This is a genomic window from Bartonella chomelii (genome assembly GCF_014138465.1).
In the GTDB taxonomy this organism is placed as follows: Bacteria; Pseudomonadota; Alphaproteobacteria; order Rhizobiales; family Rhizobiaceae; genus Bartonella; species Bartonella schoenbuchensis.
On record NZ_JACJIR010000001.1, the window covers coordinates 502264 to 525285 of the forward strand.

Below are 23022 nucleotides of genomic sequence, written 5' to 3' on the forward strand. Positions count from 1 at the left end.
ATTTTTACATATCTGCAAAATTCTATTTTAAAGAATATAATATTTCTTTCATAAATAATAAGCTACATGCAATCACTATCGCATCTCAATGAAAAACAATATATAAAAGCCATAAACAGTAATGATGGAGCTCTTGATCTTAAAGAGAAATAAGAAAACCCTTGAGGATAATCACAAAACACCTTTTCGGAGGTAGATCTATCTAAAGCCTCTTTTTATCAAAATATTTAATGAACAAAACGTCCATTTTTCAATATTTTCTCCACTCATAAACATATTATAGAAGAAAGTTTTTCAACACCTGCACTAATGGCTTATCAGCATCAGGCATAGAATATTTATCAAGATCGTTAATAAAAATCCATTTTAAATTTTGCCCTTCTCGTCCTTGAGGGATACCCCTATAATGGCGACATATATAAAATGGCATTAATAAATGAAATGTTTCATAACTATGGCTTGCAAATGTTAAAGGCAAAAAATCATTTTTTTGAACATGAATATCAAGCTCTTCCTTTAATTCACGAATCAATGATTCCTCTGGTGTTTCCCCCTCTTCAACCTTTCCACCAGGAAATTCCCACAAACCACTCATTGATTTTCCTGGAGGCCTCTTTGCAAGTAAAACTCGATTATCTCTATCCAACAATGCACATGCAACGACAAGAAGAAGTGAGCGTTTTATCTGCATTATTTATCTCCAACAGTAATATATAACTCTAAGCTCTTCTATTATCTTCCCTTAAAGAATTGAAAAAGTTTGAGTGTCTAATAATTAAAAGAGAATGGTACTTAATTTATATTACATCAATCAACTTCTATAGTCGCCATTAATTGCAACATATTCTTTTGTTAAATCGCAAGACCAAACTGTTGCTTTACCACTTCCAAGACCGATATCGACACGAATCGTAATGTATTGGTTTTTCATATAAGCGCTCATCATCTCTTCACTATAATCAGGATCACGCTCGCCATTAACAGCCACACGATGTTCGCCAAACCAGATCGTTAAGAGATCGCGATTTGCTTCAACACCAGCTTTTCCAACTGCCATAACCACCCGCCCCCAATTAGCATCTTCACCCGCAATAGCCGTTTTTACAAGTGGTGAATTTGCAATTGATAGAGCAATGCTTTTAGCGGCACTATCTGTTGTGGCACCAGTTACACTAACTTCAATTAAATGACGGGCCCCCTCACCATCACAAACAACCTGTAATGCAAGTTCATGCAAAAGCTCACTCAATTGCTTTGTAAATGCCTTATAACGCGGATCTGATTTACTCGTCAAACAAAGGGAATTGCCTGTTACTTTCCCTGTTGCAAATAGCATCAATGTATCGGATGTTGAAGTATCACTATCAACAGTAATGGAATTGAAAGATCCCTGAACCGCCTCTGATAACATAGATTGAAGTATATCAGAAACAATTGCTGCATCAGTTACTACAAAAGAAAGCATTGTTGCCATATCTGGAGCAATCATACCAGAACCTTTTGCAATTCCATTAATGGTCACAACTTCCCCACCAAAGTCAAATCTGCGTGTTGCAAGCTTTGGAAACGTATCAGTTGTCATGATAGCTTTTGCAGCTTCTAACCAATTTCCTTCTTCTGCTTCATCAGCCATATTGGGCAAAAGATTTAATAAACAAGATGCATTCATTAATTCGCCAATAACACCAGTAGAGGCCAAAAAAATTTCATTTTTTCTAGCCTTTAAGATACTCGCTGCAGTGTGTACTATCGCATCTGTTGTTTGCTTCCCTTTACACCCTGTAAAAGCATTTGCATTCCCAGAATTAACAACAACACCCCTCGCAACTCCATGAGAAAGTGATGCACGACAATGATCCACAGAAGAAGACGGACATTTAGAACGTGTAAAAACACCTGCCACATTTGCTGGCTCATCAAATACGATCAAAAGAAGATCTGTACGATTTTTATATTTAATCCCAGCTTCCGCCGTCGCCATCCGTACACCAGATAATGGCGGAAGCTCTTGTATTGTTTTGGGAGATAAAGGCGATATCTGTACAGCCATTACGTATTTTCCCGTCAAAATCAATGAAATCTCATGCAATTAAATAACTGCTGAAATTTTTGAAAAAGAAAAAACATTAAATAACCTAGATTGAAAAAATATTATTCCTCTTCTTCATTGGATGTTTCACCTGGAAGGGCTGCATTATTTTCATTAAGTGATTGCATGAGTTTTGCAATATGAGAATCAGGATATTTCACATCTACCTTATTACGCAAATCAATGATTAATGCATGATAACGATCTTTCATAATCTGTGTACGCAATACCTCTTTAACATCATCAAATGCAGGAGGTTGTTTGGGGCGACGATCTTCCACTTTGATAATATGCCAACCAAATGGGCTTTCAACAGGCTTTTTAGTGTATTCACCAACTTTCAAACTAAATGCAGCATCTTCAAAGGGTTTAACCATTTGACCATAACTAAAATAACCAAGATCACCGCCTACAGAAGCCGAACCATCTGTTGAATCCTTTTTTGCAATCTCTTCAAAACTTTCACCCTTTTTTAAGCGCTTAATAATAGCTTCTGCTTTTTCTTTCGTTTTAACCAAAATATGACGCGCTTTAACCTCATCCTCTTTAGGTAAAGCAGCAACTTCCTTATCATAAAGAGCTTGCAAATCAGCATCTTGAATCTTATCAACAACCATCTGTTTAAAATAAAGTTGCTGAAGAACATTATCACGCATAATTGCCATACGTTTATCATAAACTTCTGTTTTATCGATACCTTTCTCAATTGCTGCTTTAGCAAACGCTTGCATATCTAAATAGGCTTTTAAAACTGTTATACGACGCTGTTCATCAGAAAGACGTGCCAAATTAGGATTTATTTCAAGTGCTAGCTCATCCAATTCACCCGCTGTAACACTCTTCCCATTAATAATGGCCATAACGTGAGAAGGTGCAATTGGTTTTGCTGAGGCTTTATCCAAAGTATTCAAATCATTTGGTGCAGATTTTACGTGATCTTGAGCCACTACACTCAAACTCGTGCTTACCAATAAAGTTGATGCCACAAAGAGCGTTGTTAATTTGAATTTCATAAATATACTCCCTTAAGAATGAATGTACTTCCCGGCTTCAATTTTTATCATAGCACTTTAATCTCTAACATGATAAATAAATCAGCAATTTTGTTAAAAAAACACAGAATTTATCCTTTTATCTTGTTTTACTCGGATAATATATACCATGACCATAATGAAAAATGTCATATTATACCCTAAATCATTCTATACTCATAAACTAAATAATATTCCTAAAGTTGACACGATGAATTTAGCCTTTTATCTCTATGGTAGAATTTAAATATAAAGAAGTTACCTACTAGAAATATGATAATACTGCCCACATTTTGATTGTATCAAGTACTTCTAAGAGATACAAAATAGGGACAATATATTTGAATATTGAAGCGACCAAGCGCAATGGTAATAAATAAAAGAAAGGACCAGGAATGGTCAATTTAGGTGTTTTTGTGCGCAAACTTTTTGGTTCGGCTCATGAGCGTCGTATCAAAACTTTTCGCCAAAAAGTTGTACAAATTAATGCGTTGGAAGAACAATTCCAAAAATTAAGTGATACGCAGCTTTGCCAAAAAACTAGCGAATTTCGTCAAAGATTAACTGAAGGCGCAACTATTGATTCGCTCTTGGTGGAAGCCTTTGCAACTGTCCGTGAAGCAGCAAAACGCGTTTATAACATGCGTCCTTTTGATGTACAACTCATCGGTGGAATGGTTCTTCATGATCGAGGTATCGCTGAAATGCGTACCGGTGAAGGTAAAACATTAATGGCAACTTTGCCAGTTTACCTCAACGCATTAGAAGGAAAAGGTGTTCATGTTGTTACTGTGAACGATTATCTTGCTAGCCGTGATGCTGAAGCAATGAGCAAAATTTACGGATTTTTGGGTTTAAGCACAGGTGTTATTCTACATGATCTCGATAGCGATGCTCGCCGAGCAGCCTATGCGTGTGACATTACCTATGCGACAAATAATGAATTGGGTTTTGATTATTTACGTGATAATATGACCTTTAGCCCTAACCAAATGGTTCAACGTGGACATCATTATGCAATTATCGATGAAGTTGATTCAATCCTCATAGATGAAGCACGTACCCCTCTTATTATTTCCGGTCCTTTAGAAGATCGCACCGACTTCTATAACCTTATTGACACATTTATTTCTTCTCTAACTCCAGAAGACTACGAAATAGATGAAAAACAAAAAACAACAATTTTTACCGAAATCGGTACTGAAAAAATTGAAAAAATGCTTGAACAAGCCGGGCTTCTTAAAAGTGGAAGTCTTTATGACATAGAAAATGTTGCTACTGTTCACTATATCAACAATGCCTTGAAAGCCCATAAACTATTTATTCAGGACAAAGATTATATTGTCCGTAATGGCGAAATCGTCATTATTGATGAATTTACAGGTCGTATGATGCCAGGGCGGCGTTATTCTGAAGGTTTGCATCAAGCATTAGAAGCCAAAGAACATGTAGCCATTCAACCAGAAAATCAGACATTAGCATCTATTACTTTTCAAAACTATTTCCGTATGTATAAAAAATTGTCTGGTATGACGGGGACTGCTGTAACAGAAGCTGAAGAATTCAATAATATCTATGGCCTTGAAGTTGTTGAAATCCCTACAAATCTTCCGGTGCAACGCCTTGATGAAGATGATGAAATCTATCGAACAGCAGAAGAAAAATATCGTGCCATTGTGCGAGACATTCGTCAAGCACACGAAAAAGGACAACCTATTCTTGTAGGTACTACTTCTATTGAAAAATCAGAACAATTAGCAGAACGCTTACGCAAAGAAGGTATTACCAATTTTAAAGTTTTAAATGCTCGCTACCATGAACAAGAAGCATATATTATCGCGCAAGCTGGTGTTCCTGGAGCATTAACCATCGCAACAAATATGGCAGGCCGTGGTACTGACATACAGCTTGGTGGTAATGTTGAGATGCGAATTCGACAAGAGCTACAGGATATCCCTGAAGGGGCAGAACGAACTGCTAGAATTGAAGAAATTATAAAAGACGTCAAGCAACTTAAAGAAAAAGCATTATCTGCTGGTGGTCTTTATGTTCTTGCTACCGAGCGCCATGAAAGTCGTCGTATTGACAATCAACTTCGTGGTCGTTCTGGACGTCAGGGCGATCCGGGTCGTTCAAAATTCTTTCTTTCACTTCAAGACGATCTTATGCGTATCTTTGGTTCCGATCGTATGGATAGCGTGCTGCAAAAACTTGGGTTGAGAGAAGATGAAGCTATTATCCATCCATGGATTAATAAGGCGCTTGAAAAAGCTCAAAAAAAAGTTGAAGCACGAAACTTCGAAATCCGTAAAAATCTGTTAAAATATGATGATGTGATGAATGATCAACGCAAAGTTATCTTTGAGCAGCGCATGGAAATTATGAATGCAGAAAATTTAACGGAAACAATTAGTGAAATGCGACATGAGGTGGTTGATAATTTGGTAGAAGCCTACATCCCATCTGGAACATATTCTGAAAAATGGGATACGAAAGCTCTGCAAAAAGAGTTGCATCAGCTTTTTAATCTTGAACTACCAGTGGAAGAATGGGCAAAAGAAGATGGAGTTGCTGAAAAACAAATTTTCGAACGCGTATTAGAAGCCGTTACCAAACTTGAAAATGAGCGCACTGAGCAATATCGTCCAGAAATTATGGCCTATTTTTATAAAGCTATATTACTTGAAACAATTGACACATTATGGCGTGAACATTTGGTTAATTTAGATCATTTACGCTCTATTATTGGTTTTCGTGGATATGCCCAACGAGATCCTCTCAATGAATATAAAACAGAAGCATTTGAACTCTTTCAAACCATGCTCAGAAATCTACGTAGAAATGCTGTTTCTAAACTCATGCGTTTTGAGGTTATTCAACAACCTACAGAACCAACAGCACCTGTGCAAACCTGTATTGACCAGTCTGCTTCTAATAATCAAAGTGAAAAAAATAATACTTTCTTGTGGGCTCGAACACAAGAAAATAGGTTTGTTGATCCAACTGAACGTAACCCCAATGATCCAACCACATGGGGAAAAATTGGACGCAATGAGCTTTGTCCTTGCGGTTCAGAAAAAAAATATAAACATTGTCATGGCTCCTTCACATAGAAGTAGACAGTTAAGATGGACAGAAAACAAAACTATGAACAAGTATTGCGAACTGCAGGTTTAAGGATAACACGCCAAAGACGTATTATTCTCGATATTTTAACCGATACAGATGACCACCCTAATGCATTTGAAATTTTTCAGCATGCAAACAAAATAGATTCTAGTATTTCACTATCGACTGTTTATCGCACAATGAAAACATTAGAAGAAAATGGAACAATTCATCGTCATGCTTTCAGTGGCGGACCATCGCGTTTTGAACAAGCAAATGGCCAACACCATGACCATCTTATTGATGTGGAAACAGGACACATTATCGAATTTCAGTCTGATATTATTGAAAAATTGCAAGAAGAGATTGCCCATTCTCTTGGCTACAATATAATCCACCACCGTCTTGAGCTTTATGGGAAAAAACGTAATTCTTAAATTGGTGATTTAATGTGCCTTATTTAGAAATTGCCCACGCAAAATAAGTTTTACACAAATTCGCTTTAGAATTTTACAGTTTTCATAGTTAAAAACGTTTTTTTGCTTGATCAAGCCTTTACCATATGATGATTATACGAACTATTAATATTATAACAAATTAGGCTAATATTGCCCATGGTTTCTTTGCCACAAAACCGTATAAAGCAAATTGAAAAGCGCTTTGAAATAATTGAAAGCCAAATGGCCGGAAGCCCAAATGCTGAAACTTATATAAAATTAGCTTCTGAATATGCAGAATTACAGTTAATCGTTACTCCTATACGCACATTAAATGCTCTCTACAAAGAAATAGAAGAGCTCAAAAACATCATTAGTGATAAGCAAACAGATGTGGAAATGCGTAATCTTGCTCAAGAAGAACTGTCATTATTATGTCAAAAAATTGAGCAACTTGAGCGTGAACTCCAAATTCTTCTTCTACCCAAAGATATTGCTGATGAAAAAAGCGCCATTATTGAAATTCGAGCAGGAACAGGTGGATCAGAAGCAGCGCTTTTTGCTGGTGACCTTTTTCGCATGTATGAACGTTATGCCAATACTCATAACTGGAAAGTTGAAATCATTTCATTAAGTGATGGAGATGTTGGTGGGTATAAAGAAATTGTTGCTACTGTTTCTGGCAAAGGTGTATTTTCTAAACTTAAGTTTGAATCAGGTGTTCACCGTGTACAACGAATCCCTGAAACAGAAGCTGGTGGACGTATTCATACATCAGCTGCCACAGTCGCAGTACTGCCAGAAGCAGAAGAAATTGACATTGCAATTCACCCAGAAGATATTCGTATTGATACAATGCGTGCTTCTGGTGCAGGTGGGCAGCATGTAAATACAACGGATTCAGCTGTACGTATCACCCATATTCCAACAGGAATTATGGTTGTACAAGCAGAAAAATCACAACACCAAAATCGAACACGTGCACTCCAAATTTTGCGCGCGCGTTTATTTGATATTGAACGACAAAAAGCAGAAAATGAGCGTTCAGAATCTCGTAAAACTCAAATTGGCTCCGGTGATCGATCAGAACGTATTCGTACCTACAATTTCCCACAAGGACGTGTGACTGACCATCGTATTAATCTCACTTTGTATAAGCTTGATCGTGTCATGGAGGGAGATCTTGATGAACTTATTCATGCACTTATTTCCAATCATCAGACAGGACTCCTTACTGAAATGGATGATAACAAGTGAGTGATCATTCTCTAAACAGTACCATCCGGAGAACCCAAGAAAAGTTACAATATCAAGGAATTCCTGAAGCCAATCTTGATGCAAAGCTACTTGTTGAGTGGGTAACAGACACAACCCCTACTGATCGAATTCTGCAACCAAATATGCGTCTGTCTTCTAAACAGATCGCACAATTAGAAAAAGCCATACAGCGCCGTATTGCTGGAGAGCCCACCCATCGCATTATTGGAAAACGAGATTTTTATGGTATATCACTTGCTTTATCTCAAGATACATTAGAGCCACGCCCCGATACAGAAACACTTGTCGATCTTGTTTTGCCAATTCTTAAAAAACAGGTAGAAAAAACAGGGAAAGCAACTTTTCTTGACATGGGAACAGGAAGTGGTGCCATTGCTATTGCTATTCTCAAACAAATTACTCAAACTTATGCAATAGCCGTTGACATTTCTGAAGATGCTTTAAAAACAGCTACAAAAAATGCGAAACATGCAGACATTGCGCAACGCTTTACGCCTTTGCTTAGTGATTGGTTTACTTCTGTTACAGGCCAATTTGATCTTATTATTTCCAATCCACCCTATATTCCAGAAAAAGATGTTCAAAACCTTGCAAAAGAAGTGCGTCTGCATGATCCGCTACGTGCTTTAATTGGTGGAAAAGATGGCCTTGATTTTTATCGAAAACTCGCACATGAATCAGCAAATTATTTAAAAGAAAAAGCTTATGTCGCCGTTGAAATAGGATATTCTCAGCAAAAAGAAGTTTGCGATTTGTTTAAAAAAAACGGTTTCGAATATTTAAAAATGCGCAAAGATTTAAATGGCATACCTCGCGCACTTCTTTTTTCACTTAATGCTTAAAATTCCCAGTCGTCATCTGTGGTTGCAACTGCTTTACCAATAACATAAGAAGAACCTGAACCTGAAAAGAAGTCATGATTTTCATCGGAATTTGGCGATAAAGCTGCCAAAATAGCAGGGTTAACTCGACAAACTTCAGGTGGAAAAAGAGGCTCAAAACCCAAATTCATTAATGCCTTATTCGCATTATAATGAATAAAAACTTTAACATCTTCTGTCAATCCGATAGCATCATAAAGATCTTCAGTGTATTTACATTCAATACTGTAAAGATCAAACAGCATATTAAAAGCAAAGTCTTTTATTTCTTGCTTTTTAGCTTCATCAAGTTTAGCAAACCCTAATTGAAATTTATAACCAACATAATAACCATGAACCGCCTCATCACGGATAATAAGCCGGATTAAATCAGCTGTATTAGTCAGCTTAGCACGACTTGACCAATACATAGGTAAATAAAAACCAGAATAAAATAAAAAGCTTTCAAGCAAAGTCGAGGCAATTTTTTTCTTTAATGGATCACTTGCTTCATAACGTTCAAGCACTAATGTTGCTTTTTTCTGTAAATTAGCATTTTCTTCTGACCATCTGAAAGCATCATCGACTTCTGCTGTTGAACATAAGGTTGAAAAAATAGAAGAATAAGAACGTGCATGAACTGCTTCCATAAATGCAATATTTGTCAAAACAGCTTCCTCATGTTCTGTTATTGCATCAGCCATAAGTGAAATGGCTCCTACAGTATTTTGAACTGTATCAAGCAAAGTCAGACCCGTGAAAACACGAATTGTCAGCTTGCGCTCTTCCTCTGTCAGACTTGCCCATGAAGGAATGTCATTGGAAAGTGGTACTTTTTCAGGCAACCAAAAATTTCCAGTTAAACGATTCCAAACTTCAAGATCTTTTTCATCATGCAACTTATTCCAATTTACAGCGCAAATAACAGGATTTTTAGTTGAAATTCGTGTCATATGATTTTCCTTCTACAAGCTGCACGAAACACAGCCATCAACTTCTGTTCCACTCAATGCCTTTTGCCGCAGACGGATATAATAAACACTTTTTATACCTTTTTTCCAAGCATAAATTTGTGCACAGTTAACATCACGCGTAGTAGCTGTATCAGGAAAAAATAAAGTCAACGAAAGACCTTGATCTACATGCTGCGTCGCAGCAGCGTAAGTATCAATAATTTTTTCAGGCCCAATCTCATAAGCATCCTGATAGAAATCTAAATTTGTATTATCCATATAAGGAGCAGGATAATAAACGCGTCCAATCTTGCCTTCCTTACGAATTTCAATCTTTGAAGCAATTGGATGAATCGAAGAAGTCGCATGATTAATATAGGAAATAGACCCCGTAGGCGGAATAGCTTGAAGATTGCGATTATAAAGCCCATGTTCAATAACTAATTTCTTGAGCTCCTTCCAGTCTTCTTGATTTGGTATAACGATGTTATTACGCTCAAAAAGCTCTTGTACAAGTGGAAATTGTGGTTTCCATTCTGTTTCAATATATTTTGTAAAAAAACTGCCATCTGCGTAAGCTGACTTTTCAAATCCTACAAATACTTTCTGACGTTCGCGTGCAATCAAATTGGAAGCACGCAGTACGTGATATGCCACTGTATAAAAATAGATATTAGTGAAATCAATAGCTTCCGGCGACCCATAATAAATCCGCTCACGTGCTAAAAAACCATGCAAATTCATTTGTCCCAAACCAATTGCATGGCTTTCGGAATTGCCCTTTGCAATAGAAGGTACACACGCAATATTACTCATATCAGAAACAGCAGTAAGAGCACGAACAGCTGTTTCCACTGTCCAACCAAAATTACTGCTTTCCATCGCTTTTGCAATGTTCATTGAACCAAGATTACACGATATATCATTCCCAACTGTACGATAAGTTAAATCTGTTTCCAGCTCACTTGCTTCATTTACCTGCAAAATTTCTGAGCACAAATTACTCATATTAATACGGCCCGCTATCGGGTTGGTTCTATTAGCTGTATCTTCAAATAAAAGATATGGATAACCTGATTCAAACTGTATTTCCGCTAATGTCTGAAAAAAAACACGTGCACTTATTTTCTTCTTACGGATTTTTGAATTATCAACAAAAGATCGATAATGCTCTGTCAAAGAAATGTCGCTAAAGGGTTTTCCCACAACCCGCTCAATGTCATAAGGCGAAAACAGATACATATCCTCATTATTACGTGCAAGTTCAAAAGTAATATCAGGGATAACAACACCAAGTGAAAGAGTTTTAATTCTAACCTTCTCGTCAGCATTTTCGCGCTTTGTATCTAAAAATGTCATAATATCTAAATGATGCGCATGTAAATAGACAGCACCAGCGCCTTGTCGTGCACCAAGTTGATTAGCATAAGAAAATGCATCTTCTAACAATTTCATCACAGGCAAAACACCAGATGACTGATTTTCTATCTGTTTGATCGGTGCCCCTGCTTCTCGCAAATTAGTCAAACAAAGCGCAACACCTCCACCACGTTTTGAAAGTTGCAAAGCTGAATTAATTGAGCGACCAATCGACTCCATATTATCTTCAACCCGCAATAGAAAACACGATACCAACTCACCTCGTTGCTTTTTCCCTGCATTTAAAAACGTTGGTGTTGCAGGTTGAAACCGCCCTGTAATAATCTCATCAACCAAACACTCAGCAAGAGTTTTATTGCCTTGTGCTAAATATAAAGCAACAAGGCAAACACGATCTTCATAACGCTCAAGATAGCGCTTTCCATCAAAGGTTTTCAGCGTATAACTGGTATAATATTTGAATGCCCCCAAAAAGGTAGGAAAACGAAACTTAAATGCATAAGCACGTTTAAACAGCTTTTTGACAAAAGAAAAATCATAAAGCTCAAATAACGCTTTCTCGTAATAACCTTCTTCTATCAGATAATCTATTTTTTCCTTCAAATCATGAAAAAAAACCGTATTTTGATTAACATGCTGGAGAAAATATTGCCGCGCAGCAAGGCGATCCATATCAAATTGAATATGACCATTTTCATCATAAAGGTTAAGCATTGCATTGAGTGCATGATAATCTGTAATTTGATCCGGCTTCTGAAGCCCTTCCATATCTATTTTTTCCAAAACTTTTCTAATCCCTTTTTAACAAAAATAACGTCTTCATCTGTTCCACGCAACTCAAAACGATAAAGGCAAGGCACAAAACATTTTTCAGAAATAATCTTGCTCGCTAAACTATAATTACGACCGAAATTACGATTTCCGCCTCCAATTACTCCACGAATTAATTTACGGTTTTCTATTTCATTAAGGAAATGAATAACGGGCTTTGGCACCGCCATTCTACCTTCTCCATCTGCATAGGTAGGCACGACCAATATATAAGGCTCCCCAACTAACACAGATGGTTTCTTTTTATCAATTTTGAAAAGCTGTTGACCTAGCTGAGAAACGAAATACTCAGTATTACCCGTTACACTCGAATAATAGACAATAAGCCCCATTAGCCACAAAGACCATTAATCATATCTGGTCTAAAACCCGACCAATGATTTTCACCACATACAACTACAGGAACCTGACGATACCCTAGAGATTGAATAAAATTATAGGCTTGTTCATCACGTGAAATATCAACGACACGATAATTAATACCTTTAGCATCGAAGGCACGATAAGTAGCATTACATTGGACACAAGATGGCTTACTATAAATAGTTATAGACATTCTCTTCAACTTTCATATTTCAAAAAAAACAACCTAAAAAAGTTTACCCTGACAATTTATACAAATACAAAATAATAAAACAGCAACTTTCATGTAAAATACATGCAGCTATATTTTAGTTACAAATAAATACAAACTTAAATATTAAGTTATGACACTCCATTACTAAATAATAAAAACTTGATGCTAACAAATGGTCATTTCACAATAATCAGTTACAAAACAACATTTTTAACATCTTACTTTACTCATTTTCCATTCCCCTCTCTTACTGTTTTTATAAAAATAGTAAGAGGATGTTCCTTATATCCCTCTAGGCTTCTTACATTGCAAAAAGGTTTTCGATTTACAAACAATACAAAAAGACCCTCCCTCGCTAAACAAACACTTTAGCGGAACTACTACCCAATTATTCATAATATAATTTTTGCTATATTGTAGAAGCAATCAGAGCTTCAAAAATGCGTGATATTCCCATTTGCGCTCATTTAAAACAATCAATCATTTCGATACTATATATAGTATACACGCACGTTATTTCGTCAAGAAAAATTCAACCATTATTGTGAATTTTCCACGATCTTCCCATCAAAGGATATAACCTTCAAAAACATATGCAATGATATAACATTTCATTGACAAATGTAACTATATAACATAACTTATAGAGAAAGAATAAAAATGGTATGGATATGTGCTTATATTTCAACAATGTAACACTAGGTTATGCAAATAGGACGATAATAAAGGATTTTTCAGCAAAATTAACAGTGAACTCATTAATCGCAATAATTGGTGATAACGGTTCTGGAAAATCTACATTGCTTAAAGCCATTGCAGGATTGATTAAGCCTATTAGTGGCAAAATTGTAAAACCAATGAAAAGCCGTATCGCTTATCTTGCCCAACAGTGTGAAATTGATCGAACGTTTCCAATCAATGTAGAAACGCTTATAAAGACAGGACTGTGGTCTTTTTGTGGGTTGTTGAAAAACCAGCGCTCTTATCAAGATAAAATTAAAAATGCACTCGAAATAGTTGGGCTTACAGAGCTCGCCAATCGCTCACTTGATACACTATCAAGTGGTCAATTACAGCGTGCTCTTTTTGCACGTATCATTGTACAGGATTCTGATATCATATTGCTTGATGAACCTTTCAACGGTGTAGATCTTAATACCCAAAAAGATCTTCTTGCACTGATTACCCATTGGCAAAAACAAGGACGAACTGTTCTTATGGCACTGCATGATCCTCTTATTGTTCAAGAGCATTTTCCCAAAACGATTCAAATCAATAAACAATGTGCCTTTTATAGAGAAACGACACCACTCCTCACCCCTAGTGACCATCATAGCATGCCATTTTTTATACCCAGTTTTTCTCCTAACAATTCATCAAAACAATATTTCCCTATCAATGATTCTAAGCAGATTGGATCATAATACGTGTACGAATTTTTCCTTGCACCTTTCATTGATTTCAAATTCATGCAAAATGCCTTAATCGGTTCGACTCTATTAGCCATTAGCGCCTGTCCTATTGGCGTGTTTTTAACACTGCGTGGAATGAGCTTAATAGGCGATGCCATGTCTCATGCTATTCTTCCTGGTGTCGCAATTTCCTTTCTATTTTATGGGTTTGTCCTCATTCCTATGGCTATTGGTGGAATCATAGCGGGCATTATTGTCGCGTTAGCAACTGCCTTAATTTCACGCAATGGCTTTCAAAAAGAAGATGCATCAATGGCAGTCTTTTACCTTATTGCGTTGGCAGGAGGAGTTATTATTATTTCACTCAGAGGATCAACTGTTGATCTTCTCCATTTTTTATTTGGTTCAGTTCTTTCTATTGACACAGAAGCCCTTTGGTTAATTACCACCTTAATGTTGATAACAATGAGCAGTCTGTGTATTTTCTGGCGTGCTCTTATAATGGAAAGCCTTGATCCATTGTTTTTTAAATCACTTTCTCCCTTAGGAAAATATATCCATATATTATTACTTGGACTTATGGTATTTAATCTGGTTGGTGGTTTTCACTCACTAGGAGCTTTAATGTCAGTCGGCATTATGATGATTCCAGCCATCACGGCTCGTTTTTGGCTTTCGCGGCTAGGGCCTATTTGTGTGCTATCTATCATTTTAGGAATAATTTCTAGCGCATTTGGTCTACTACTTTCTTTTCACATGTCACTTCCCTCTGGCCCTACTATTATTTTAGTTGCAGGATTTATCTATATTCTCTCTTGCTTTATAAGCCCACGCGGCCTTATTGCAGCACGGTTTCCTCGTCTTTTTTATACCTCTTCTTCATCATAGGAAAACAATATGCACACACGTGTTAAACAATTTGCCTTGCTCGGCTTTATTTTATTCTTTCCCTTTTTTTCATCTTCTGCCACTGCAAATAATAAAATCAAAGTTGTTGCAAGCTTTTCTATTCTCGCAGACTTGGTGGAAAATGTAGGAGGTGATCATATTTCTATGACAACTCTAGTTGGCCCTAATGCAAGCATTCATACGTATGAACCCACTCCACGTGATGTAAAAGTTCTTAAAGACGCTCATATTATTTTTGTAAATGGACTTCATTTAGAAGATTCTATTAACCGACTCATCGCAGCAAGCGATACAAAAGCACTTCTTATTGAAGCTAGTGCCAACATTCCCGCACTTACACTTAAAGATCAAGAACACGGTACAAAACATCACCATCATCACAACAGTATTGATCCACACGCTTGGCAAGCTATCTCTAATGTAAAAATTTATGTCAAAAATATTGCTGTTGCTTTTTGTACAATCGATCACCAATCATGTAAAAGCTATAATAAAAATGCTGATGCTTATCTCCAAAAACTCGATACACTGCAAGCAGCTATTACAAAACAAATTGCGACCATCCCACAAGATAAACGCATCATTATTACATCTCATGATGCTTTTAATTATTTTGCTCATGAATATGATTTTACTATACTTGCACCTCAAAGTATTTCAACAGAGACAGAAGCCACCGCAGCAGATGTTGCCAACCTTATTAAGCAAATTAAAGCCAATAAAGCATCTGCATTGTTTGTTGAAAATATCTCCAACCCCCGCCTTATAGAACAGATTGCAAAAGAAACAAATTTGAAAATTGGTGGCACTCTTTATTCTGATGCATTATCGGAAAAAAACGACCCTGCAGCAACTTATCTGAGTATGATACAATACAATGTTAACACTATCATCAATGCAATACAGACCACTCAAATTATCAATAACTAAGACGTGAACAACAGCTTTTAAAATAATATTCAAAACTATCAACAAACATTACAAAAATTCAATGGCATCTTACTGAAAAATAATAAATTTAAATATTGTATATTCTTATCTAAACAAGCCGCTTGATTTTATCTTTGATCGGGCCTCTATTCTATTTTTTTTGAATTATTGCAGTCAATTACTTGTAGTTATTATTATACTCATTTGCATAATATTTCAAAATGGTAAAATTGGTGAGTTTATACAAATTCGTTTGACCTTTTTATGGTTCATGTTTAAATAAATTAACGTATTTCTGAAATGAACCATCATGGTATTATTTATGCATCATAATATATAATCTTGAAAACTGTGTTCCATTAACTCAGAAAAGGTGAATTATGAACCGTTTTTATCTTTCCGCAGCAGCATTTGCAATTATTATGACTGCAGCAACAACGGGTTTCACGCAAACAAAAATCAGTTTTTGGCATTCTATGAGCGGTGAGCTAGGAAAACAAACTGAAAATTTAATTAATGATTTTAATGCAAGCCAATCTGATTACAAAATCATTCCTTCATTTCGTGGAGAATATGAAGAAAGTATGGTCTCACTTATTGCAGCATTTCGCGGAAAACAGCAACCCGTTCTTGCCCAAATTTATGAAATTGGTACGAGTACCATGATGGCTGCAAAAGGTGCAATTTATCCACTTTATCAACTTATGAATGACACAAAGCAAGAATTTAATTCTGCAGACTATTTGTCTACCATCAGTAGTTATTACTCTGATGAAAAAGGACGAATGCTTTCCATGCCATTCAATGCTTCAACACCAATTCTTTTTTATAATAAAGACATTTTTAAAAAAGCAGGACTTGACCCAGAACAGCCACCAAAAACATGGCAAGATGTCGAAAATTTTTCCCAAAAAATTCTTGACAGTAAAGCAGCAAGTTGTGGTTTTACAATGGCTTATGCAGCCCAATGGATTGGTTTAGAAAATTTTTCAGCATTGCATAATATCCCCTTTGGAACAAAAGAAAATGGTTTTAATGGGCTTGACTCAGAACTAACAGTGAATGGACCTTTGCAAATACGTATGTGGACTGACCTTAAAAAATGGTCAGATCAAGGTATTTTCCGCTACGGTGGCCCAGCTGGTGCATTAGATTCAGCTCCAATGTTTATGGCACAACATTGTGCAATCTTTATGCAATCTTCAGGATCACTTAGCAGTATCATTTCAGAAGCTCAGTTTAATGTTGGAGTTGGTATGCTGCCCTATTATGCTGATGTACAAAATACACCACAAAACTCAATTGTCGGGGGAGCTTCTATTTGGGTGTTAAAAGGTCATACACCTGAAGAATATGCAGGAGCAGCAGCCTTTCTCAAATTCCTCTCGCGGACAGATAATCAAGCAAAATGGCACCAGACAACAGGCTATCTTCCCATCACAAAAGCTGCTTATGAGCTAAACAAAGAACAACATTTCTACGAAAAAAACCCAGGTGCAAATATCGCTATTCAACAAATTGATCTTAACCCACCAACAGAGAACTCAAAAGGAATAAGATTTGGTAACTTGCCACAAATTCGTTCTATCCTTGATCAAGAATTGGAAGCTATTCTTAACGGCTCTAAAACACCTAAAGCTGGATTGGATAAAGCGGTTGAACGTGGCAATAAGCTTTTACGTGAATTTGAAAAAGCTAATCATTAAGATTTCATGATTATTGTTAAAAGCTAAAAATTCGACTTTAAAAGCCGATTTTTTCAACTTTCTTTTAATTTCTCTTCCAACGCCTCTTATTAAAGAGCACGCAAATGCAAGAAAAACACGCATATTTTAAAAATAGACTACTCCCTTATTGTCTACTCTTGCCTCAGCTTGCTATAACTTTCTTGTTTTTCCTTTTGCCTACTGCCCAAGCAATAAAATCATCTTTTGAACGTGAAGATCCATTCGGTTTAACCACAACTTTTATTGGATTTGAAAACTACGTAACGATTCTCTCTGATCCAATTTATATAAAATCATTTCTTACAACCATAATATTTTCTGTCTGTGTTACTGTTGTTTCAATGACGATATCGCTTCTTTTAGCGGTTTCAGTTGATCGCGTTATTCATGCAAAAAAGGCTTATACAATATTCTTGCTCTGGCCTTATGCGGTTGCTCCCGTATTAGCAGGCATATTATGGTTGTTTATCTTCCACCCAACCATTGGAATTGTTCCTTTTCTTCTTGAGAAAATAAATATTATTTGGAATCACCGTATTAATGGTATTCAAGCAATGATCCTTATTGTGATTGCTGCTAGCTGGCAACAAATTTCCTACAATTTTCTCTTTTTTCTAGCTGGACTTCAATCTATACAACAATCTCAAATAGAAGCAGCTGCCATTGATGGCGCTGGTCCCTTTAAACGATTTTGGACTATAGTCTTCCCACAACTTTCACCAACAACCTTTTTTCTTCTTGTTATCAACATCAATTATGTCATGTTCGATACATTCGGCATTATTGATAATATAACTTTTGGAGGACCTGCGCATGCAACAACCACGCTTGTCTATAAAATATATGACGACGGTTTTAGAAACCAAATAATCGGTGCATCAGCAGCGCAATCAATAATCTTAATGTTTATAGTTATTGGCTTAATACTTATCCAGTTTCGCTGGATTGATCGCCGTGTACAATATTAAGGAAAGAAAATATGGTTGAAAATCGCCCTTTTTTGACATTTCTGACCCATCTTATCCTCATTGTTGGCATTATCATTATTTGTTTTCCAGTTTACGTTGCTATTATTGCTTCAACTCATAACTCAGCTGCATTTAGCTCGGGAACAATCCCTCTCTTACCAGGACAATATACTTTAGAAAATTATAAAATAATTCTTGGTGATGGTCTTGCGCAACTTGGTCTTCCAAACCTCTTACCACTTTTAATAAACTCACTTATAATGGCAATTGGTATTAGCGTTGGAAAAATTATTATTTCGCTCTTCTCTGCTTACGCAATTGTCTATATGCGCTTCCCTTTTCGTAAAATGGCATTTGCTTTGATCTTTGTCACATTAATGTTACCTATTGAAGTTCGTATTATTCCGACATATGCAGTCGTTGCACAGTTAAACATGATAAATACTTACAGTGGAATGATTATTCCATTGATTGCTTCGGCAACTGCTACATTTTTATTTCGTCAATTCTTTTTGACTATTCCCGATGAACTTTTAGAAGCTGCTCGCGTTGATGGTGCAGGACCATTTAAATTTTTTAAGGATATTCTTTTACCCCTTAGTAAAAATAATATAGCTGCTTTATTTATTATTATGTTCGTTTATGGATGGGTACAGTATCTCTGGCCTTTACTTGTTATGACAGATCAAGACCACCAAACCATTCTTATTATCCTGAAACAACTCATTGTAGAATCACTTCAACATGATCCTCAATGGAATATCCTTATGGCAGTATCAGTTGTCGCTATGGTACCACCTGTTTTAGTTGTCATCTGCATGCACCGGCTTTTTGTTAAAGGCCTCATCGAAATGGAGAAATAGCCGTGGCTATCATTCAGTTATCAAATATAAAAAAACAATATGACAATGACACTGTGGTCATTAATGATTTAAATTTAACCGTTGCTGATAGCGAACTTCTTGTTATTGTTGGTCCCTCAGGATGTGGAAAATCAACTTTATTACGTATCATTGCTGGGCTCGAACAAGTCACCTCAGGTGAGCTCTATATTGATAATGAACTTATCAATGATTATGAACCGGCTGATCGTGACATTGCTATGGTTTTCCAAAATTACGCACTCTATCCACATATGACAGTACGTGGAAACTTGGAATATGGCCTTAAAAATAGAAAAACACCCAAAGAAGAAATTAAGAGGCGTGTGACACATGCTGCAAAACTTTTGGAAATAGAGCCATTTCTTGATCGCAAACCACAACAATTATCAGGAGGGCAACGCCAACGTGTTGCAATGGGGCGTGTTATTGTTCGTCAACCACGTGTCTTTCTTTTTGATGAACCACTTTCAAACCTTGATTCAAAATTACGTACACAAATGTGTATCGAAATAAAAAAACTACAACGCTCACTAAAAACAACTAGCCTTTATGTCACCCACGATCAACTAGAAGCTATGACACTGGCTGATAGAATAGTCGTTATGAATCAAGGAGCCATAGAACAAATTGGAACGCCAATGGAAATTTACGATTATCCAGAAACTATATTTGTTGCAAATTTTATTGGCTCTCCCCCTATGAATTTTCTTGATCGTCAAGCTCTAGAACAACATTTAAACAGTTCATTTTCTTGTAGTGAACAAACTGATATTTTAGCATTTAGACCGGAAGCAATTTTGTTGGGTGAGCATCCAGACAAAGGTCCCGTTTTTCATACGCATATTGAACTCATCAAACCTGTAGGAACAGGGTGCCATGTCTTAACACGTTGGAATAATACCGTTTTCACAGTTGATATAAAAGAGCGCCTTACAAATAGTTATGGGCAACAATTAAATTTCACCGTTCCTAATCAGAGTTTTCATACTTTTAACAAGATTACAGGAAAACGCACATAATTAATAAAATTAATAAAGTTAATTTAAACCTCATAAGCTTTTTTAGAGAGCTCTTTACTTAATTAATTTTCGTCTTTGTCATGATGTATAAGACTATTTTTCATTTTTGTGAACGTAATTCTAAAGCAAGATCAGGTTGATCTGTTGTAATGTAATGCACAGGCATATCAAGCCAATGTGATAAACGAGCCTTCCCGTTTATTGTCCAAACACCGACAGTAAAGCCAGCATCAAGTGCAGATTCAATAAATTTTCGCGATACAATTGAACCATCTAAACTCAGATCAGAATACCCTAATTTTTTCCACTTAGAAAACTGGTAAGACATATTACCTTCAAAATTATCTATACATGGACCAGATGGTATTCCTGCCTCAATAAAAGGGCGTAAACAAGTAGAATCAAAACTGATTGCTGAAACTCTTTTTGCCAAATTGCGGCTATTAATCAATTCAAGGGCTTTTTGAGATAAAATATATTCGCGCTCAATCGCACCACATGTTTTGATTTCAAGATGCAGTGCAATGTTTGTTGGTACTAAAAGATCTAATAATTCTTCTAGTAAAGGAGGAGACTCAGTACTGCCTTTTACGCAAAGTTGCTTGCGTGTTTCATTATCAATATCATGAATATACCCTTTTTGCCCCACCAATTGCTCAAGGCAAAAATCATGAAATACAACCACCTCACCACTTTTAAGGAGATGAACATCACATTCAATTTCATCAACTCCCAACGCAATTGCATGACGAAACGCTGAAAGTGTATTTTCAGAATAGAGATTAACTCCACCACGATGAGCAACAATTTTTGGTTTAAACATAGATTATTTTTTACTTCCAAACTCAATTAAAGAGAATAAAAATGAGGATTAAAGGCAATATCAGCCCCAGAATATTCCTTTCCAAGCAATTATTCTTTTCTTTCAATTACCTAAAATGCCACTCCCCAACAGCTTTCGATTCTTCAAACACTTGCATCTGATTCTAATTATTCCCATTCAATAGTACCAGGAGGCTTTGAAGTTACATCATAAACAACACGATTAATACCTCGAACTTCATTAATAATACGCGTTGCTACCTTGCCCAAGAAATTCATATCATACGGATAAAAATCAGCAGTCATACCGTCTACAGATGTTACAGCACGAAGAGCGCAAACAAATTCATAAGTGCGTCCATCACCCATAACACCAACAGTTTGAACAGGAAGAAGAACAGCAAAAGCTTGCCAAATTTCATCATAAAGACCTGCTTTACGAATTTCATCAAGGTAAATAGCATCTGCTTCACGCAAAATTTCTAATTTTTCAGGCGTTACTCCACCTGGACATCGAATCGCAAGACCGGGACCTGGAAAAGGATGGCGGCCAATAAATTGCTCAGGCAAACCTAATTCTCTCCCTAAAGAGCGGACATCATCTTTAAACAATTCACGCAATGGCTCTACAAGTTGCATATTCATTCGCTCTGGTAATCCACCCACATTATGGTGACTTTTAATTGTTATCCCATCACCAACAGCTGAAATACTTTCAATAACATCTGGGTAAAGTGTTCCTTGAGCTAAAAACTGCGCACCACCTACCTTTTTGGCTTCTTCTTCAAAAACTTCAATAAAAAGGTGACCTATAGTTTTGCGCTTTTTTTCTGGATCTGTTTCACCCTTCAAAGCATTGATAAACCTATGAGCAGCATTAATATGAACAAGCTTTATATTATAATTATCACGAAATAATGTAAGAACTTCTTCAGCTTCATTCTTACGCATCAACCCATGATCTACAAAAATACATGTCAGTTGCTCTCCTATCGCTTCATGAAGTAATACAGCTGTAACCGATGAATCCACCCCACCTGAAAGACCACAGATTACCCGACCTTTTCCGACTTTTTTGCGAATCGCAGCTATAGCCTGATCACGATAAGCAGCCATGGACCAATCACTTTTAAGACCACAGATTTTATAAACAAAATTTTGCAAAAGTTTTATACCATCTGGTGTATGAACAACTTCAGGGTGAAACTGCACTGCGTAAAAATGCCGTTTCTCATCAGCAATGGCAGCATAAGGAGCACCTTGTGATGTTCCGATTACACGAAAACCTTCTGGCAAAGCTGTTACACGATCACCATGGCTCATCCATACTTGTTGAGATGACCCTTTTTCCCAAACACCATCAAAAAGCGCATTTTCTTCTTTTACTTCCAAAGAAGCACGTCCAAATTCACGCTCATGTCCAGCTTCAACTTTTCCACCAAGTTGAACACACATGATTTGTTCACCATAACAAATACCAAGAACTGGGATGCCGGCTTCAAAAATTTCTATCGGAGCACGCGGTGAACCATCATCAACAGTCGAATAAGGACTACCCGATAAAATAACAGCTTTAGGTTTAATACTTTTGAACTTCTCTAAAGCCAATTGAAAAGGAACAATTTCGGAATAAACGCCTATTGCCCGCACTCGCCGTGCAATCAGCTGTGTAACTTGTGAACCAAAATCAATAATAAGAATAGTATTTGAATGCGATGTACTCATAGAAAACCAATCAATAATTGCAAAGAATAGCAAATGAGATTTATGATTTAATCTTTCTCTTTTCACAAGCCTTTTGGCATTA

At 36.5% G+C, this 23022-nt stretch carries 19 protein-coding genes and 1 pseudogene; 11 read left to right on the top strand and 9 right to left on the bottom strand.

All coding sequences use genetic code 11. The annotated features are described in order from the left end of the window. Positions 1-277: 277 nt before the first annotated feature. The 3 genes from mutT to GGR10_RS02140 form a co-directional block, all read right to left on the bottom strand. Complete coding sequence (gene mutT / locus GGR10_RS02130) at positions 278-691, bottom strand: 8-oxo-dGTP diphosphatase MutT (protein ID WP_182479688.1); 414 nt, start codon at positions 689-691, stop codon at positions 278-280. Positions 692-811: 120 nt separating this feature from the next. Continuing rightward, positions 812-2050, bottom strand: a complete 1239-nt coding sequence (gene argJ, locus GGR10_RS02135) for a bifunctional glutamate N-acetyltransferase/amino-acid acetyltransferase ArgJ (RefSeq protein ID WP_182479689.1) — start codon at positions 2048-2050, stop codon at positions 812-814. 101 nt (positions 2051-2151) lie between these two features. Continuing rightward, positions 2152-3102: a peptidylprolyl isomerase gene (locus tag GGR10_RS02140; RefSeq protein ID WP_182479690.1), complete on the bottom strand. Its 951-nt coding sequence runs from the start codon at positions 3100-3102 to the stop codon at positions 2152-2154. A 413-nt stretch (positions 3103-3515) separates the two neighbouring features. Between GGR10_RS02140 and secA the strand changes: the two genes are divergently transcribed. The 4 genes and pseudogenes from secA (at position 3516) to prmC (ending at position 8785) form a co-directional block, all read left to right on the top strand. Continuing rightward, the gene (gene secA, locus GGR10_RS02145) at positions 3516-6233 is read left to right on the top strand and encodes a preprotein translocase subunit SecA (protein ID WP_182479691.1); all 2718 of its coding nucleotides are present in this window, start codon (positions 3516-3518) and stop codon (positions 6231-6233) included. Next, positions 6172-6665, top strand: a pseudogene (locus tag GGR10_RS02150) (Fur family transcriptional regulator). The gene secA and the pseudogene GGR10_RS02150 overlap by 62 nt, the downstream one beginning before the upstream one ends. Positions 6666-6842: 177 nt before the next feature. Beyond that, positions 6843-7922 (top strand): peptide chain release factor 1, encoded by a 1080-nt coding sequence (prfA, locus tag GGR10_RS02155; RefSeq protein ID WP_078689478.1) that lies wholly within the window; start codon positions 6843-6845, stop codon positions 7920-7922. Further along, positions 7919-8785 (top strand): peptide chain release factor N(5)-glutamine methyltransferase, encoded by an 867-nt coding sequence (gene prmC, locus GGR10_RS02160; RefSeq protein WP_182479693.1) that lies wholly within the window; start codon positions 7919-7921, stop codon positions 8783-8785. The genes prfA and prmC overlap by 4 nt, the downstream gene beginning before the upstream one ends. Here the strand turns inward: prmC and nrdF are convergent. The 4 genes from nrdF to nrdH are packed head-to-tail and all read right to left on the bottom strand — an operon-like array spanning position 8782 to position 12523. After that, entirely contained in the window at positions 8782-9756 is a 975-nt protein-coding gene (gene nrdF / locus GGR10_RS02165; protein ID WP_010703437.1) for a class 1b ribonucleoside-diphosphate reductase subunit beta, read from the bottom strand. The genes prmC and nrdF overlap by 4 nt on opposite strands. A gap of 12 nt (positions 9757-9768) precedes the next feature. After that, on the bottom strand, positions 9769-11919 hold the full coding sequence (gene nrdE / locus GGR10_RS02170; protein ID WP_182479694.1) for a class 1b ribonucleoside-diphosphate reductase subunit alpha: 2151 nt from the start codon (positions 11917-11919) through the stop codon (positions 9769-9771). Next, entirely contained in the window at positions 11907-12299 is a 393-nt protein-coding gene (gene nrdI / locus GGR10_RS02175) for a class Ib ribonucleoside-diphosphate reductase assembly flavoprotein NrdI (protein ID WP_182479695.1), read from the bottom strand. The genes nrdE and nrdI overlap by 13 nt, the downstream gene beginning before the upstream one ends. Continuing rightward, a complete protein-coding gene (gene nrdH, locus GGR10_RS02180) occupies positions 12299-12523 on the bottom strand; it encodes a glutaredoxin-like protein NrdH (RefSeq protein WP_007477950.1) in 225 nt (74 codons plus the stop codon). Before nrdH ends, nrdI begins: the two co-directional genes overlap by 1 nt. Positions 12524-13215: 692 nt before the next feature. Between nrdH and GGR10_RS02185 the strand changes: the two genes are divergently transcribed. From GGR10_RS02185 to GGR10_RS02215, 7 genes are all read left to right on the top strand, one after another. Continuing rightward, on the top strand, positions 13216-13968 hold the full coding sequence (locus tag GGR10_RS02185) for an ABC transporter ATP-binding protein (RefSeq protein WP_182479751.1): 753 nt from the start codon (positions 13216-13218) through the stop codon (positions 13966-13968). Between the two features lie 3 nt (positions 13969-13971). Beyond that, a complete protein-coding gene (locus GGR10_RS02190) occupies positions 13972-14844 on the top strand; it encodes a metal ABC transporter permease (protein WP_182479696.1) in 873 nt (290 codons plus the stop codon). 9 nt (positions 14845-14853) lie between these two features. Continuing rightward, positions 14854-15795 carry a metal ABC transporter solute-binding protein, Zn/Mn family gene (locus GGR10_RS02195; RefSeq protein ID WP_182479697.1) on the top strand — a complete coding sequence of 314 codons (942 nt, stop codon included), beginning with the start codon at positions 14854-14856 and terminating at the stop codon, positions 15793-15795. Positions 15796-16175: 380 nt separating this feature from the next. Next, complete coding sequence (ugpB, locus tag GGR10_RS02200; protein WP_182479698.1) at positions 16176-17501, top strand: sn-glycerol-3-phosphate ABC transporter substrate-binding protein UgpB; 1326 nt, start codon at positions 16176-16178, stop codon at positions 17499-17501. A 104-nt stretch (positions 17502-17605) separates the two neighbouring features. Continuing rightward, positions 17606-18490, top strand: a complete 885-nt coding sequence (ugpA, locus tag GGR10_RS02205) for a sn-glycerol-3-phosphate ABC transporter permease UgpA (protein ID WP_182479699.1) — start codon at positions 17606-17608, stop codon at positions 18488-18490. 11 nt (positions 18491-18501) lie between these two features. Continuing rightward, on the top strand, positions 18502-19353 hold the full coding sequence (gene ugpE, locus GGR10_RS02210) for a sn-glycerol-3-phosphate ABC transporter permease UgpE (protein ID WP_182479700.1): 852 nt from the start codon (positions 18502-18504) through the stop codon (positions 19351-19353). 2 nt (positions 19354-19355) lie between these two features. Further along, a complete protein-coding gene (locus GGR10_RS02215) occupies positions 19356-20393 on the top strand; it encodes a sn-glycerol-3-phosphate import ATP-binding protein UgpC (protein WP_078689472.1) in 1038 nt (345 codons plus the stop codon). Positions 20394-20493: 100 nt separating this feature from the next. On the opposite strand, the gene GGR10_RS02220 is transcribed toward GGR10_RS02215, so the two are convergent. Both GGR10_RS02220 and guaA read right to left on the bottom strand, forming a co-directional pair. After that, positions 20494-21216, bottom strand: coding sequence for a glycerophosphodiester phosphodiesterase (locus GGR10_RS02220; RefSeq protein WP_182479701.1), 723 nt, complete (start codon positions 21214-21216; stop codon positions 20494-20496). A gap of 167 nt (positions 21217-21383) precedes the next feature. Further along, a complete protein-coding gene (gene guaA / locus GGR10_RS02225) occupies positions 21384-22940 on the bottom strand; it encodes a glutamine-hydrolyzing GMP synthase (RefSeq protein ID WP_182479702.1) in 1557 nt (518 codons plus the stop codon). Positions 22941-23022: the final 82 nt, after the last annotated feature.

What these genes read in the sequence shown, in the direction of transcription:
- guaA (WP_182479702.1), bottom strand. Translation starts at nt 22,940, where the DNA reads ATGAGTACATCGCATTCAAATACTATTCTTATTATTGATTTTGGTTCA.
- nrdI (WP_182479695.1), bottom strand. Translation starts at nt 12,299, where the DNA reads ATGGGGCTTATTGTCTATTATTCGAGTGTAACGGGTAATACTGAGTAT.
- GGR10_RS02220 (WP_182479701.1), bottom strand. Translation starts at nt 21,216, where the DNA reads ATGTTTAAACCAAAAATTGTTGCTCATCGTGGTGGAGTTAATCTCTAT.
- ugpA (WP_182479699.1), top strand. Translation starts at nt 17,606, where the DNA reads ATGCAAGAAAAACACGCATATTTTAAAAATAGACTACTCCCTTATTGT.
- GGR10_RS02195 (WP_182479697.1), top strand. Translation starts at nt 14,854, where the DNA reads ATGCACACACGTGTTAAACAATTTGCCTTGCTCGGCTTTATTTTATTC.
- nrdH (WP_007477950.1), bottom strand. Translation starts at nt 12,523, where the DNA reads ATGTCTATAACTATTTATAGTAAGCCATCTTGTGTCCAATGTAATGCT.
- argJ (WP_182479689.1), bottom strand. Translation starts at nt 2,050, where the DNA reads ATGGCTGTACAGATATCGCCTTTATCTCCCAAAACAATACAAGAGCTT.
- ugpB (WP_182479698.1), top strand. Translation starts at nt 16,176, where the DNA reads ATGAACCGTTTTTATCTTTCCGCAGCAGCATTTGCAATTATTATGACT.
- secA (WP_182479691.1), top strand. Translation starts at nt 3,516, where the DNA reads ATGGTCAATTTAGGTGTTTTTGTGCGCAAACTTTTTGGTTCGGCTCAT.
- GGR10_RS02140 (WP_182479690.1), bottom strand. Translation starts at nt 3,102, where the DNA reads ATGAAATTCAAATTAACAACGCTCTTTGTGGCATCAACTTTATTGGTA.
- ugpE (WP_182479700.1), top strand. Translation starts at nt 18,502, where the DNA reads ATGGTTGAAAATCGCCCTTTTTTGACATTTCTGACCCATCTTATCCTC.
- nrdF (WP_010703437.1), bottom strand. Translation starts at nt 9,756, where the DNA reads ATGACACGAATTTCAACTAAAAATCCTGTTATTTGCGCTGTAAATTGG.
- GGR10_RS02185 (WP_182479751.1), top strand. Translation starts at nt 13,216, where the DNA reads ATGTGCTTATATTTCAACAATGTAACACTAGGTTATGCAAATAGGACG.
- mutT (WP_182479688.1), bottom strand. Translation starts at nt 691, where the DNA reads ATGCAGATAAAACGCTCACTTCTTCTTGTCGTTGCATGTGCATTGTTG.
- prfA (WP_078689478.1), top strand. Translation starts at nt 6,843, where the DNA reads ATGGTTTCTTTGCCACAAAACCGTATAAAGCAAATTGAAAAGCGCTTT.